Source organism: Steroidobacter agaridevorans (genome assembly GCF_009932555.1).
Taxonomy (GTDB): domain Bacteria; phylum Pseudomonadota; class Gammaproteobacteria; order Steroidobacterales; family Steroidobacteraceae; genus Steroidobacter; species Steroidobacter agaridevorans.
This window is the reverse complement of record NZ_BLJO01000009.1, coordinates 326,474-340,129: the sequence shown is the minus strand read 5'-3', so window position 1 is coordinate 340,129 and position 13,656 is coordinate 326,474. Positions and strand designations below refer to the sequence as shown.

General features: G+C 63.0%; 11 protein-coding genes. 5 read left to right on the top strand and 6 right to left on the bottom strand.

The window, feature by feature from the left end; genetic code table 11:
* Nucleotides 1–6: 6 nt before the first annotated feature.
* On the bottom strand, nucleotides 7–546 hold the full coding sequence (locus tag GYH35_RS29360; RefSeq protein ID WP_161816121.1) for a transglycosylase SLT domain-containing protein: 540 nt from the start codon (nucleotides 544–546) through the stop codon (nucleotides 7–9).
* A 201-nt stretch (nucleotides 547–747) separates the two neighbouring features.
* Between GYH35_RS29360 and pssA the strand changes: the two genes are divergently transcribed.
* From pssA to GYH35_RS29335, 5 genes are all read left to right on the top strand, one after another.
* Complete coding sequence (gene pssA / locus GYH35_RS29355) at nucleotides 748–1,542, top strand: CDP-diacylglycerol--serine O-phosphatidyltransferase (RefSeq protein WP_161816120.1); 795 nt, start codon at nucleotides 748–750, stop codon at nucleotides 1,540–1,542.
* Nucleotides 1,543–1,614: 72 nt separating this feature from the next.
* Nucleotides 1,615–2,397: a uracil-DNA glycosylase gene (locus GYH35_RS29350; protein ID WP_161816119.1), complete on the top strand. Its 783-nt coding sequence runs from the start codon at nucleotides 1,615–1,617 to the stop codon at nucleotides 2,395–2,397.
* Nucleotides 2,394–2,879: a ribosomal protein S18-alanine N-acetyltransferase gene (rimI, locus tag GYH35_RS29345; protein ID WP_202624836.1), complete on the top strand. Its 486-nt coding sequence runs from the start codon at nucleotides 2,394–2,396 to the stop codon at nucleotides 2,877–2,879. The genes GYH35_RS29350 and rimI overlap by 4 nt, the downstream gene beginning before the upstream one ends.
* Nucleotides 2,880–2,958: 79 nt before the next feature.
* Nucleotides 2,959–4,572 (top strand): peptide chain release factor 3, encoded by a 1,614-nt coding sequence (locus GYH35_RS29340; RefSeq protein ID WP_161816118.1) that lies wholly within the window; start codon nucleotides 2,959–2,961, stop codon nucleotides 4,570–4,572.
* 14 nt (nucleotides 4,573–4,586) lie between these two features.
* Nucleotides 4,587–5,882, top strand: a complete 1,296-nt coding sequence (locus GYH35_RS29335; RefSeq protein WP_161816117.1) for an MFS transporter — start codon at nucleotides 4,587–4,589, stop codon at nucleotides 5,880–5,882.
* Here the strand turns inward: GYH35_RS29335 and GYH35_RS29330 are convergent.
* From GYH35_RS29330 to GYH35_RS29310, 5 genes are all read right to left on the bottom strand, one after another.
* Nucleotides 5,842–7,818, bottom strand: a complete 1,977-nt coding sequence (locus GYH35_RS29330) for a transglutaminase TgpA family protein (protein WP_161830277.1) — start codon at nucleotides 7,816–7,818, stop codon at nucleotides 5,842–5,844. The two genes, GYH35_RS29335 and GYH35_RS29330, sit on opposite strands and share 41 nt — an antisense overlap.
* Nucleotides 7,815–8,795, bottom strand: a complete 981-nt coding sequence (locus GYH35_RS29325; protein WP_161830276.1) for a DUF58 domain-containing protein — start codon at nucleotides 8,793–8,795, stop codon at nucleotides 7,815–7,817. Before GYH35_RS29325 ends, GYH35_RS29330 begins: the two co-directional genes overlap by 4 nt.
* A 26-nt stretch (nucleotides 8,796–8,821) precedes the next feature.
* Nucleotides 8,822–9,778: an AAA family ATPase gene (locus GYH35_RS29320; RefSeq protein ID WP_161830275.1), complete on the bottom strand. Its 957-nt coding sequence runs from the start codon at nucleotides 9,776–9,778 to the stop codon at nucleotides 8,822–8,824.
* Between the two features lie 123 nt (nucleotides 9,779–9,901).
* Complete coding sequence (locus GYH35_RS29315; protein WP_161830274.1) at nucleotides 9,902–12,706, bottom strand: valine--tRNA ligase; 2,805 nt, start codon at nucleotides 12,704–12,706, stop codon at nucleotides 9,902–9,904.
* 76 nt (nucleotides 12,707–12,782) lie between these two features.
* On the bottom strand, nucleotides 12,783–13,553 hold the full coding sequence (locus GYH35_RS29310; RefSeq protein WP_161830273.1) for an SDR family NAD(P)-dependent oxidoreductase: 771 nt from the start codon (nucleotides 13,551–13,553) through the stop codon (nucleotides 12,783–12,785).
* Between the last annotated feature and the right edge of the window lie 103 nt (nucleotides 13,554–13,656).

Sequence of the window (13,656 nt, the reverse complement as noted above, 5' to 3'; positions counted from 1 at the left end):
ACGGCTTTAGCGGTATTGCCAGCGATTGGCGAGTCGCACCAGCACCAGGTCGGCGTAGTTGCGACGCCCGACGCTGCCGTTGTAGCGGGCCAGCGCCTTGGTGTAATCGCCCTTTTCCCGGTCCAGGTAGAACTTGAGGATGGTGCAGCCCATGCGCACGTTTTGCGGGGTGCGGACCAGCTCCGCGTTGGTCATGCCCAGCTGATTCGGCCAGAACGGCATCACCTGCATCAGGCCGACGGCGCCGGCCGAGGACACGGCCCAGCGGTCGAACCGGCTCTCCACGTCGATCACGGCCATCACCAGCCCGGGCGGCAACTGCAGGCGGCGCGCCTCGCAGAACACGTGATGCAGGATCTCGCCGCGTTCCGTCTCGTCCTTGACCAGTTTGAGCAGCTTCGGCTCCATGGCCGCGAGCCACACCTTCTTCTCGAACTCGTCTTCGAAGCAGGGCGCTTCCTTCAGGGTCTTGGCCAGGAATCTGCCGAGCGCAGGATCCTGCTGCCGGTCGGCCCAGGCGGGCAGGGCAAGGAGGGTCAGCAGCACTGTAAGGAGAAAGCTGCGCCGTGCAGTCACTCTTAGACCGTGTATGTTGTGCGCGTTGCGGGCCGCACAATATCATGCGCGGAAACAGCGATAGATCGAGCGCGTCACACCGGCCATCCTGCGCAGGGAGCGGGGGCGGAACCTGGTGCGCGTCGACACATTCAATCTGCATCTGCCGATCCCAGGACTGCCCGGAAAACCATGAGCGCCGAATACCATAGCAGCGACGTTGAGCAGCCGGCCGAGACCCGGCGGCCGAGCCGCGGCGTGTATTGGTTGCCCAACCTGTTCACCACCGGCACCCTGTTCGGCGGCTTCTACGCCATCGTTGCCGCCATCGACGGCAACTTCAAGAACGCGGGCATCGCCATCTTCGTGGCCATGATTGCCGACGGCCTGGATGGCCGCGTCGCGCGCTGGACCAACACCCAAAGCGACTTCGGCAAGGAGTACGACAGCCTCTGCGACATGGTCGCGTTCGGCCTCGCCCCGGCCATCGTCGTGTATCAGTGGGGCATCGAGCGCATCTACGACTACGGCAAATTCTGGGGCCGGTTCGGATGGCTCGCCTGCTTCTTCTATGCCGTCGCCGCTGCCTTGCGCCTTGCGCGCTTCAATGCCCGCGCCGCCACTGCAGACAAGCGCTACTTCGAAGGTCTGCCGAGTCCCTCGGCGGCGGCCGCCGTCGCCAGCTTCATCTGGCTGGTCAGTGAATTTCCAGTCACCGGGCTGCCGGCCCTGGCGCTGGCCTTCGCCATTACCATCTGCATCGGTGCATTGATGGTCAGCAAGTTCTCCTACTGGAGCGGCAAGGAGCTGAACATGCGGGGCCGCATCCCGTGGGTGTATGCGGTGCTGATCCCGTTGATTTACGTGCTCGTCTCGCTGGCGCCGGTCTCGCTGTTCACCCTGTTCGGCCTGTATGCAGCCTCGGCGCCGCTGCATTGGGTGTGGCGCAAGCTGACTCGCAAGAAGCGACCGGCCGAAGCTGCGTAGCGATTGCTGATGGTCTAGTCGGGCGGGTCTCGGTAAGCTCCGCCCATAACCATCTACAGCGCATCGTCCCGCATGGATTCCCGCCGCCTGGCCTACCTCAAGGCACTCGAAATCGACGTCTGGGAACGTCGAGACGGTAGCGCGCGCGCGCCCGTTCCGCAGGCGGAAACGGTTGTTGCCCCGGCGCCTGCGTTACGCGTCGCCCCCGAGCCGGCACGGACCATTCAGGCACCCGCCGTCGAGCCCAAGGTCGTTGTGCCCGAGGACGATGGCGGCGTTTCCAAGCTGGGTTGGGAAGAGCTTGCAACCGCGGTGCGCTCGTGCACGAAGTGCCCATTGCACGCCACGCGCACCAATGGTGTCTTCGGGGTCGGTAACCGCAACGCCCGCTGGATGATCATCGGCGAAGCGCCTGGCGCGGACGAAGACCGCCAGGGCGAACCGTTCGTGGGGCGCGCCGGTCAGTTGCTCAACTCCATGCTCAAGGCCGTTGGGCTGGCGAGGGAACAGGTGTTCATTGCGAACATATTGAAATCGAGACCGCCCAACAACCGCGATCCCAAGCCTGAAGAAGTGCGCGCCTGCATTCCTTACTTGTATCGGCAGATCGAGCTGGTCAACCCGGGGCTGATCCTGTGCGTCGGGCGCATTGCCGCCCAGACCCTGCTCGAGGTGGACACGCCGATCGGCAAACTGCGCGGCGTTGTGCATAAAATCGCAGCCAACCGGCCGATGGTGGTCACCTACCATCCGGCTTATCTGTTACGCAGCCCGGTGGAGAAGCGTAAATCATGGGCCGATCTGTTATTGGCCATGCGTACCTACGAGACATTGCAAAGTGGGGCGACGGCGTGAGCGCCGAGCTCGACCGTAGCGCGCTGTATCAAGCGGTCCGCTTCCGGCCGATGACGCTCGTCGATGTTCCCGCGGTCGTGACGGTCGAGCGGGCTTCGTACCTGTTCCCGTGGAGCGAAGGGGTCTTTCGCGATTGCGTGCGCGTCGGCTATTTGTGCCGCGTGGTCGAGTTCGACGGCCAGGTCGCCGGCTACGGCATCATGTCGTACGGCGCCGGCGAAGCTCACATTCTCAACATCTGCATCCGCAACGATCTGCGCGGCGTCGGCATCGGCCGGCGCTTGATGGATTTCCTGCTGAGCCGGGCCAAGGAAGCCGAGATGCAGGACGTGTTTCTGGAAGTGCGCCCGTCGAACCCGGTCGCGATCAAGCTCTACGAATCGCTGGGGTTCGTGAAAGTGGGCATCCGCAAGGCGTATTACCAGGCGGCCGGCGGCCGCGAAGACGCGCTGGTCTACAAGCGCGTGCTCGCCAATACCTGACGCCGACAAGGGCGTGCGCCCATGGGCTTGTGGGCTATCATGCGCAACTTTGCCTCATTGCGTGCGCCTGATTCCGTCCATGTCAGAAGATTCAGCTAACAGTCTAAGTGCCCGGGAGATAAGCAAAAGAAGGACTTTTGCCATTATCAGCCATCCGGACGCCGGCAAGACCACGTTGACCGAGAAGCTGCTGTTGTTCGGCGGCGCCATTCAGCTGGCCGGCACGGTGAAGGGCCGCAAGGCAGCCCGGCATGCAACCTCCGACTGGATGGCGCTGGAACAGCAGCGCGGCATCTCGGTCACCTCTTCGGTGATGCAGTTTCCCTACGACGGCCGCATGGTGAATCTGCTCGACACGCCCGGCCACGAAGACTTCTCCGAAGACACGTATCGCACGCTGACGGCGGTGGATTCGGCGCTGATGGTGATCGACTGCGCCAAGGGCGTCGAAGAGCGCACCATCAAGCTGATGGAAGTCACGCGCCTGCGCGACACGCCCATCATGACGTTCATCAACAAGCTCGATCGCGAAGGCCGCGAGCCCATGGAGCTGTTGGATGAAATCGAGAAGGTGCTGAAGATCTCCTGCGCGCCCATCACCTGGCCGATCGGCATGGGCCGCGATCTGCAGGGCATTTATCACCTGATCGAAGATCGCATCTATATCTATCAGGCCGGCGAGAAGGGCCGTGCCGGCACGCATGCGACCATCGACAAGCTGGACAGCGATGCCGCCACCGAATTTCTCGGCGCGCGTGCACAGTCGTTCCGTGACGAAGTGGAGCTGGTCCGAGGCGCCGCGCCGGAGTTCGATATCGAACAATATCTGGCCGCGAAGCAGACGCCAGTGTTCTTCGGTTCGGCCATCAGCAACTTCGGCGTGACGGAGCTGCTGGCCTCATTCGTGAGGAATGCGCCCGGTCCGAAAGAGCGCGAGACGACTGGACGGGTCGTCAAGCCCCTGGAAGAAAAGCTCACCGGCTTCGTGTTCAAGATCCAGGCGAACATGGATCCGGGGCACCGCGACCGTATTGCCTTCATGCGCATCTGCTCCGGCAAGTTCACCAAGGGCATGCGGTTGTTTCATGTGCGGCTCCGCAAGGAAATGCGCATCAACGACGCGCTCACGTTCCTCGCCGCCGACCGCCAGCACACGGATGAAGCGTTCGCCGGCGATATTCTCGGCTTGCACAATCACGGCACGATCAACATCGGCGACACCTTCACCGAAGGCGAGTCGTTGATGTTCACGGGCATTCCCAACTTCGCGCCGGAAATGTTCCGTCGCGTGGTGTTGCGCGATCCGCTGCGCATGAAGGCGCTGCAGAAGGGCCTGGATCAGTTGTGCGAAGAGGGCGCCACGCAGGTGTTCCGTCCGCTGCGTAACAACGATCTGATTCTCGGCGCCGTCGGCCAGCTGCAATTCGATGTGGTCACGTTCCGTCTGCAGGACGAGTATTCGGTGCAGTCCTCGTTCGACAACGTCAACGTCTACACTGCGCGCTGGGTGTACGGCAAAGATGCGAAGAAGCTCGAGGAGTTCCGCACCAAGGCGTACGAGAACCTGGCGTTGGATCACTCGGGCGCGCTGGTCTATCTCGCCCCGACACGGGTCAATCTGCAGCTGACGCTGGAGCGTTGGCCGGATCTCGACTTCCGCGAGACACGCGAGCATCTGGCCGCGGCTGCATGACGAATCAGGAAGGCATGAAGTCCCCCCTCATCACCAAGAAGGTGTTCGCCTGGGCGTTGTACGACTGGGCGAACTCGTCGTTCGCGACCACGGTGATGGTCGTGTTCTTCCCGCTGTTCTTCAAACAGTTCCTCACGCCGGGGCAGGATGCGACCACCAGCACCTTCTGGCTCGGTATCGCGAACGGCGTGTCGAGTTTCGTGCTGGCCATCATGGCCCCGTGGCTGGGCGCATTGGCCGACCGCGGCGGCAACCATCTGCGCTTCCTGGCGGCGTTCACCGCCATCGGTGTGATTCCGACGGCAATGCTCGCCTTTGTCGGCATCGGCGACTGGCAAGCCGCGGCGGTGTTGTTCGCGATTGCCTCGCTCGGCTTCTGGGGCGGATTGATTTTCTACGACTCGATGTTGGTGAAGGTCGCGCCCGCCCGTCGGCTCGATTCGGTCTCGGGCTTCGGCTACGCGATGGGCTATCTGGGCGGCGCGCTGTTGCTCACCGTCAATGTGCTGATGTTTGCGAAGCCGGCGATGTTCGGCCTGGAGAGTCCGGAGGCGGCGATCCGCGTCTCGTTTCTCTCGGTCGCGGTGTGGTGGACGTTGTTCTCGATTCCCATCTTCCGCAACTTCCCTCGTGGCAGCGAACGCGCAGCCGTCAGCGCTGGCGGCGCGCTACGCGAGGGCTTCGCGGAGCTGGGCCGGACATTCAAGGAAGTGCGCAGATACCGTCCGGTGATTTTGTTCCTGCTCGCTTATTGGATGTATATCGACGGCGTGAACACCATCATGAAGATGGCGGTGGATTACGGCCTCGCGCTCGGGTTTCCGGCGGACAGCCTGATCTCGGGCATCCTGATGATCCAGTTCATCGGCTTTCCGGCGACCTTGCTGTTCGGGGCGATGGGCGATCGCATCAGTCCCCTGGTGGGCATTTTCGTCGGCATCGGCGTTTATGCCGCCGTCACTTTCTATGCGGTGTTCATGACCACCGTCGGTGAGTTTTATTTGATGGCGGTCGCGATCGGTTGTGTGCAAGGCGCGGTGCAGGCCATGAGCCGCTCGTACTACGGCCGGTTGATTCCCCCGGATCGGGCCGGCGAGTTCTATGGCTTCTACAACATGATGGGCAAGTTCGCCGCAGTGTTGGGCCCGCTGTTGATGGCCTTCACGGCGCTGCTCACCGGCAATTCGCGCATGGCGATTCTGTCGGTGGCGCTGTTGTTCGCGGGCGGCGCGATCGTGCTGGTCATCGCGGCACGCGCGACGCGCGGCGTCACGCCTCCAGCTGGTTTACCAGAAACTTCAACCGGCTGAGCTGCGTCGGCAGCGGCATCGGGCCGTAGCGTAAGCTCACATACACCGTTCGAACTTCCGCTAGCTGCGCGGCCAATTCGGGCCGCGCTTGAGCCGCGCGCGTGACGTAGTCGTTCGGTCCTTCATGCGGCAACCGGGGCACGCCGAGCTTGGCAAGCTTGCGACACAGTTGCTCGTAAACATGCGCGACCGGATCGCGCGACCGTGGCTTGAACTTCCACGTGAGATAAGCCGACAGGATCGCAAAGAAGCCGATCAGGGCGACGATCATGCCGGTAATCAGATATTGCCAGCGCGGATTCTCGATATTGAACAGCTCCAGCAACCAGTTTTGCTGGTCTTCGCCGAACTCGACGACCTGATCGTTCCAGAAGGTGTTCGCCGCATCCCAGGCCATGCGCAGTTTCGAGAGCACCGCGCTCTGGCGCAGCATTCTTCCGGGGACCTCTTCCTCGGAGGAAATGGCGGCATCCAATCCGCGTTCGATGCGTTCGGGTGCGATCGCGGCGGTCGGATCGATTCGCTGCCAGCCGCGGCCTTCCAGCCAGACCTCGGACCAGGCATGCGCATCGGACTGACTCACGACCAGATAGCCGGACAGCGGATTGAATTCACCGCCCTGATAACCGGTCACGACGCGGGCAGGAATGCCGACGCTGCGCGCCATCACCGTAAAGGCCGACGCGAAGTGTTCGCAAAAACCGCGTCTGCTGTTGAACAAGAAGTCGTCGACGGCGTTCAAGTCCAGCGCCGGAGGCTGCAGCGTGTAGTAATACTCTTCGCTGCCGAACTTGGTGAGCACGGATTGGATGAAGGCTTCGTCGCTGCCCGCGCGTTCGCGCATCTGGCGCGCCAGCTCGATGGTGCGCGTATTCCGATTACGAGGAATGTATGTATCCAGGCGCCGCAGGCTGTCGCGAAGCTCGCCGGTCGTGACGTACGTGGGCGAGGATTCCAGGTCGAACGAAGTCAGCACCGAGAGCTGTTGCTGACGCGCATGGAGTTGAAAATCTTCGGCGCGATAAGCGCGCTTCTGGTCCCAATCGGTGGGCATGTCGAGCGCGAAGATCCAGTTGCGTTGTTGCGGCTCCAGGGAGATGCGATAGCGATAACTCGAGCCCGAGGACTCGACCTGCTGGGGTGTCTGCACGGCGCCGCCGTAGCGCCAGGTGCGTCCATCGAACAGATGCATCACCGGCCCGCGCCAGTAGCGCTCGCGCGGTGGCGGCGCTTCGCCCTCGAACTTCACTCTGAACGCGATCGCGCCGGATTGGGTCAGCTCGGATACGTCGCCAGGCGTCATTTCTTCGCTCAGCCCGGTGATGGCTCGCTCGCGCGCCGGCACCGCCCAGAACTGTCCGGGCAGGCGAGGGAAGAACAGAAACAGCAGCACGGCGAGCGGCAGCGCCTGTAGAAACATTTTGGCAGTGGTCGCCGCCGCCTCGCGCAGCGCCATCGCCTCGGTCTGATGAATGCGCATCAGCGTCATGGTCAGCAGTCCCGCCGTGAGCAGCATGTACGGCAGCAACAGCATGTTCTGGTTGTACAGGAAGGCGGCGAACAGCGCGAAGTAGGAAAGAAATACCACCACGGTGAGATCGCGGACCGTCCGCGTCTCGAGCAGCTTCATGCCCGCCATCACGATCAGCAAAGAGGTGCCGGCGTCGATGCCGTTGAGCGTGCGGTAGCCCGCGAGCACGCCGAGCAACGAGGCGAACGCGATGCCGGTGCACACCGCTCTGGAGGGCAAGGGCCAGCGCTTGATCTCGGCCGTCATGCGGAACGCGGCGGCGAGCGCCGCGATCAACATCGTCCAGAGCGCGATGTGATCGAAATGCGGCGCGACCGCCAGCGCCAGCCCGGCGATCACCCACACCAGGCGCTGGCCGACCGGCGTGAGCCGCTGCAGGCGGTGGTCGAGCGTAACGGCGCTCATGGCTCGAACAGCGCCAGTGCGGTCAGGCATCGCTGCCGATGGCCGGGCCCGATGTTTGCTGGAACCTCCAGGCCGGGCAGCTTCAACGCGAAGGCGCGACCCTCGGCGTAGGCGTCTTCGATCCAGCGGCACAGTTGTGACAAGCGCCTTTCGGTGTCGAGACCGTTGAGCCCGTTCCAGTCGAAAACGTGCGATGTGACGGCTGTGCCTGCATAGAGCTTCACCTGCAGCCCTTGCTCGCGCGCATAGGCTTTCCAGGCGATTCGACGCGGCGAGTCGCCCGGATGAAACGGACGCATGCCGGCGAATTCTTCGTCACCGCGCACCGAATCCTGAGCGCCGCCCGTATCTGTTTCCACGGGCGGTGGCGAGAGGCCGCGAGCGGCGGGCTTGGGATACACGACACAGGTGAGATTCATGTGCACGTGAGTCCACGCGCGAAACAAACTGAAGGGATGTCGGGTGACGATCTCGAAGTGGTCGAGTGTCAGCAGGCCGCGTCGAGGGGCAGGCAGCTGGAGATCGAACACGGCCCGGCCATTCGCGGGAACCAGCTGTGGATTCGATGGGCCCTGATCGTTCGCGACCAGCAGCTCATGTCGAGCCAGCGGCGCGGTGTTTTCCAGCGCGACATGAAAGGTCGCATCATGACCGGCAAAGACGGGCTCGCTGCTCGCGGAGCGAATCACGATGCCGGACAGATTGCGATGACAGTAATGCATGGCGATGAGCGCCAGCGATCCGAGCAGGAACGTCAGCCCCAGCGCCAGATTGTTTGCATAGTTCATCGCGCCGATGAACATGGCAAACAGCATCAGCGTGAACGCAATCCCCAAGCCGGTCGGGAGGATATATATGCGGCGGCTCGGCAAGATCAGCGGATCGGGATCGATGCCGTGACGTTTGCGAGCCCAGCGGCGCGACCACTGCCGCAGCCGTCGCATGAGGCCGAAGTCGAGACTGAGGCTCAAGTTCATGGCCGCGCGACCCCTCGCACCGGCGATCAGGGAACCGCGACTTCTTTCAGGACGAACTGGCCGATTTCGGTGGGCGTTTTGGGCGCGCCTTCATCGCGAGGTTTGAGGCGGTGGCCCACGACGGCGGCAAGCACGGCCTGGACGTCCTCGGGCATGACGCCTGGATGTCCGTGAATCAAAGCCCACGCCTGGGCCGCTCGGAGCAAGCCAATCGAGGCGCGAGGAGAAATGCCGGCTTCGAACAACGGCGATTCGCGGGTGTAGCGAACCAGGGCCTGCACATAGTCCAGCAACGCGTCGGAGACGTGCACCTTCGGCACCATCGTCTGCATCAACAACAACTGCTGCGGCGACAGGGTGGGCGCGAGCGTCGCGACCAGATCGCGTCGGTCCTGGCCGAGCAGCAGCTGACGTTCCAGCGTGGGATCGGGATAGCCGAGCTCGATGCGCATCAGGAACCGGTCGAGCTGCGACTCCGGCAGCGGATACGTGCCGATCTGATACACCGGATTCTGCGTGGCGATGACGAAGAACGGTGCGGCGAGAGGATAGGTGGCGCCATCGGCGGTGACTTGATGTTCCTCCATCGCTTCGAGCAGCGCGCTCTGCGCCTTCGGCGTTGCCCGATTCACTTCATCGGCGAGCACCAGCTGCGAGAACACCGGGCCCTTGTGGAACTGGAACGTGCTGGTCTCGCGATCGAACACGGAGATGCCGATGATGTCGGCCGGCAGCAGGTCGCTGGTGAACTGGATGCGTTGATAGGACAGGCCGAGCGATTCGGCGATCGCATGCGCCAGCGTGGTCTTGCCGACGCCGGGAATGTCCTCGATCAGCAGATGACCGCGCGCCAGCAGGCAGGAGATGCACAGTTGCACCTGATGCTCTTTGCCCAGGATCACCCGATTGAGCTGCGCCGTCGTGGCGGCGATCAGCTCGATGGGGTCGGCCTGCGTGATCAGCGTTGGGATGGCGGAATTCATGCGCTCTCCGGCTTCATTCGCCGGCCAGTGTCGGCAGTATGGCGTGAAATGCAAGTAGGTAGTTCGCATTCGCGCCAGCGCGCATGACAGATTCGCCAGATGCCGACAGGCGAGGAGCCGCTGTTACAAGCGGCTCACCATTTTCTCCTGCTCATCCAGCTGCGCGATCTGGCGTTTGAACTCGGCGATACGCTCATGACCCAAGGCGACGACCTCGGGCTTGGCATTCGCAACGAAGTTCGGATTGGCGAACTTGGCCTCTTCCTTTTTGAGGTTCTGTTCGACGCCGGCCCTGCGCTTGCGCAAGCGAGCCAGCTCCGCCTGCGGATCGGAGATCAGCCCGGCCAGCGGCGACGAAATCGTGCGGCGGTCGACGATGGCGGTGGCCGACGGCGGCAGCGAGGCGTCGCTCGGCAGAAGTTTCAGCTCGCCGATCTTGCCGACCCCGCGGACCACGTCGAGGCTGGCCTGGATCGAGGCTTCGTCCGTCGCTTCGGGCGACTGGAAAGCGACCGCGATTTCGCGCACTTGAGGAATATCCAGCTGACCACGAATCTGCCGCGCGCCGAGGATCACCGCCTTGATCGGCGTGATGGCGCCTTCAGCCGCAACGTCGCGCGAGAACTCGGCAGCAGTCGGATAAGACTGCAACATGATCGTCTCGCCTTTGATGCCCGCCATCGGCGCGACCGACTGCCAGATCTCTTCGGTGATGAAGGGCATCAGCGGATGTAACAGACGCAGATACGCCTCGAGCACGACCGCCAGCGTTTCGCGCGTGCCGCGCTTCTGCGCATCGCTCGACTGCTCGGACTGCAGCGTCGGCTTCGACAGCTCCAGATACCAGTCGCAGTACTCGTACCAGGCGAACTCATACAGCGCCTGCGACGCGAGATCGAAACGATATTCGGCGAGGCGGGCGCGCACTTCTTCGATCGTCGCGCCCAGGCGCGAGCGGATCCAACGATCGGCGACGGAATATTCAACCGGCCCGGTCGCAGCAGCGGGGGGCGCGCTCTCCAGATTCATCATCACGTAGCGCGCGGCGTTCCACAGCTTGTTACAGAAGTTGCGGTAGCCCTCGATGCGGCCGAGATCGAAACGAATGTCGCGGCCCATGGTCGCGAGCGCGCAGAACGTAAAGCGCAGCGCGTCGGCGCCGTAGGAGGGCATGCCGGTCGGAAACTGCTTGCGCGTGGCCTTCTCGATCTTGTCCTTGTCCTTCGGCTGCATCAGGCCGGTGGTGCGCTTGGCGACCAGCGACTCCAGGTCGATGCCGTCGATCAGGTCGAGCGGGTCGATGATATTGCCCTTGGACTTGGACATCTTGTCGCCGTTCTCGTCGCGGATCAGGCCGGTGATGTACACCTCCCGGAACGGCACGTCGCCGGCGAACTTCAGGCCCATCATGATCATGCGGGCCACCCAGAAGAAGATGATGTCGAAGCCGGTGACCAGCACGCTGGTGGGATACAGCGATTTCAGCTCCGGCGTCTGCTCCGGCCAGCCGAGCGTCGAGAAGGGCCACAGCGCGGAGGAGAACCAGGTATCGAGCACGTCTTCGTCGCGCTTGAGTGTCACATCGCGGCCGAGCTTCGCGCGCGCCTGCTGCTTGGCCTGCTCCTCGGTGTGAGCGACGTAGTGGTTGCCTTGATCGTCATACCACGCCGGGATCTGATGACCCCACCACAGCTGACGGCTGATGCACCAGTCCTGGATGTTTTCCATCCACTGGTAATACGTCTTGGACCAGTTTTCCGGCACGAAGCGAATGCGGCCGTCCTGCACGCACTTGATCGCGGGCTCGGCGAGCGGCGCGATGCGCACGTACCATTGATCGGTGAGCCACGGCTCGAGCACCGCGTTGCTACGATCGCCCCGCGGCACTTGCAGTTTGTGAGGTTCGATCTTCTCGACCAATCCCAACGCTTCGAGATCGGCGACCACCTGCTTGCGCGCGGCGAAGCGATCGAGCCCGCGATATTTCTCGGGCACCTCGTCGTTGAGTGCGGCGTTGGCGTCGAAGATGTTGATCAGCGGCAGCGAGTGGCGCACGCCGATCTGGTAGTCGTTGAAGTCGTGGCCCGGCGTGATCTTGACGCAGCCCGAGCCGAACGCCGGATCGACGTAATCGTCGGCGACGATGGGAATCAGCCGGCCGGTGAGCGGCAGCCGGATCTTCTTGCCGACGAGATGTTTGTAACGCTCATCCTCGGGATGCACGGCGACCGCGGTGTCGCCCAGCATGGTTTCGGGGCGCGTCGTGGCCACAACCAGGTACTGGTCGTTGCTTTCGACCGGATAGATGGTGTCGCCACTGCCTTCGATCGGATAACGGAAATGCCACAGCGAGCCTTGCTCCTCCTGCGACATCACTTCCAGATCGGACAGCGCGGTGTGCAGCACCGGATCCCAGTTCACCAGGCGCTTGCCACGATAGATCAGGCCATCTTCATACAAGCGCACGAAGACGTTGGTGACGGCCTCGGACAAGCCTTCGTCCATCGTGAACCGATCGCGCGTCCAGTCGACCGAGTTGCCGATGCGACGTTCCTGGCGAGAGATCGTGTCGCCGGACTGCGCCTTCCATTCCCACACGCGTTTGACGAACGCTTCGCGCCCGATGTCACGGCGATGGACGCCTTCCGCATTCAGCTGACGCTCGACGACCATTTGGGTCGCGATGCCGGCGTGGTCCGTGCCCGGTTGCCACAACGTGTTTTCGCCCTGCATGCGATGCTGGCGGGTGAGCACGTCCATCAGCGTGTGCTGAAAGGCGTGACCCATGTGCAGCGTGCCGGTCACGTTCGGCGGCGGAATGACGATGCTGTAGGGCGCACCCTGGCCCGAGGGCTTGAACCAGCCGTGCGACTCCCATCGCTGGTAAGTGCGCTGCTCGATGTCCTTGGGGTCGTAGGTCTTTTGCATAGTCCGACACAGGCGGGAAGGCGTAAAACAGCTGGATAGTATAGCTGCCACGCCTCCCCGCCGGGGCAGGAGCCCCTTACAGGAACATGCCGCCGGAGGCTTCGATCCGCTGAGCATTGATCCAGCGGTTTTCCGGCGACAGCAGCGAGGCGACCACGCCGCCGATGTCCTCCGGCCGGCCGACCCGGCCGAGCGCCGTTTGCGAGGCGATGAGGTCGTTCAACTGCTTGTTGTCCCGGACCGCGCCACCGCCGAAGTCGGTCTCGATGGCGCCCGGCGCGACTACATTCACCGCGATCCCGCGGGCGCCCAGTTCCTTGGCCTGATAACGGGTCAGCACCTCGATCGCGCCTTTCATGGCGGCATATGCCGCATAGCCGGGCAGGGCGAAGCGGGCCAGACCCGAAGAAATATTGACGATGCGGCCGCCGTCGGCCAGCAACGGCAACAGTTTCTGGGTCAGGAAGAACGGTCCCTTTAAGTGAATGTTGACGAGCTCATCGAACTGCGCCTCGCTGGTTTCCGCGAAACCGGCGTGGATACCGATGCCCGCATTGTTCACGAGGAAATCGAAACGGTCGCGCTGCCAGCGGCTCTTCAGCACTTCGCCGACCTGGCCCACGAACTGGTCGAAGCTCGCAGCGACGCTCACATCGAGCTGCAGCGCCGCCGCCCGCCGGCCGGACTTCTCGATCTCGGCGACCACGGCTTCGGCTTCTTTGCGATTGCTCCGATAGGTCAGCAGCACGTCGATGCCGCGTTCGGCGGACTGCAGGGCCATGTTCCGGCCGAGGCCGCGGCTGCCGCCAGTGATCAGGGCGATGGGGGAGGTGTTCGAGGTATTCATTGCTGGCTCCTTGTTGGGGTGGAATCGAACCGACGGAGGACAGCTTATTGATCTGAATTTGGTGGATAAACTAGCTGAACTTGAGCGTAGTGTTCGTATAATC

Bases quoted from the DNA above. Each gene is read 5' to 3' on its own strand.
- pssA (WP_161816120.1), top strand. From the start codon at position 748: ATGAGCGCCGAATACCATAGCAGCGACGTTGAGCAGCCGGCCGAGACC.
- GYH35_RS29350 (WP_161816119.1), top strand. From the start codon at position 1,615: ATGGATTCCCGCCGCCTGGCCTACCTCAAGGCACTCGAAATCGACGTC.
- GYH35_RS29340 (WP_161816118.1), top strand. From the start codon at position 2,959: ATGTCAGAAGATTCAGCTAACAGTCTAAGTGCCCGGGAGATAAGCAAA.
- GYH35_RS29335 (WP_161816117.1), top strand. From the start codon at position 4,587: ATGAAGTCCCCCCTCATCACCAAGAAGGTGTTCGCCTGGGCGTTGTAC.
- GYH35_RS29330 (WP_161830277.1), bottom strand. From the start codon at position 7,818: ATGAGCGCCGTTACGCTCGACCACCGCCTGCAGCGGCTCACGCCGGTC.
- GYH35_RS29325 (WP_161830276.1), bottom strand. From the start codon at position 8,795: ATGAACTTGAGCCTCAGTCTCGACTTCGGCCTCATGCGACGGCTGCGG.
- GYH35_RS29320 (WP_161830275.1), bottom strand. From the start codon at position 9,778: ATGAATTCCGCCATCCCAACGCTGATCACGCAGGCCGACCCCATCGAG.
- GYH35_RS29315 (WP_161830274.1), bottom strand. From the start codon at position 12,706: ATGCAAAAGACCTACGACCCCAAGGACATCGAGCAGCGCACTTACCAG.
- GYH35_RS29310 (WP_161830273.1), bottom strand. From the start codon at position 13,553: ATGAATACCTCGAACACCTCCCCCATCGCCCTGATCACTGGCGGCAGC.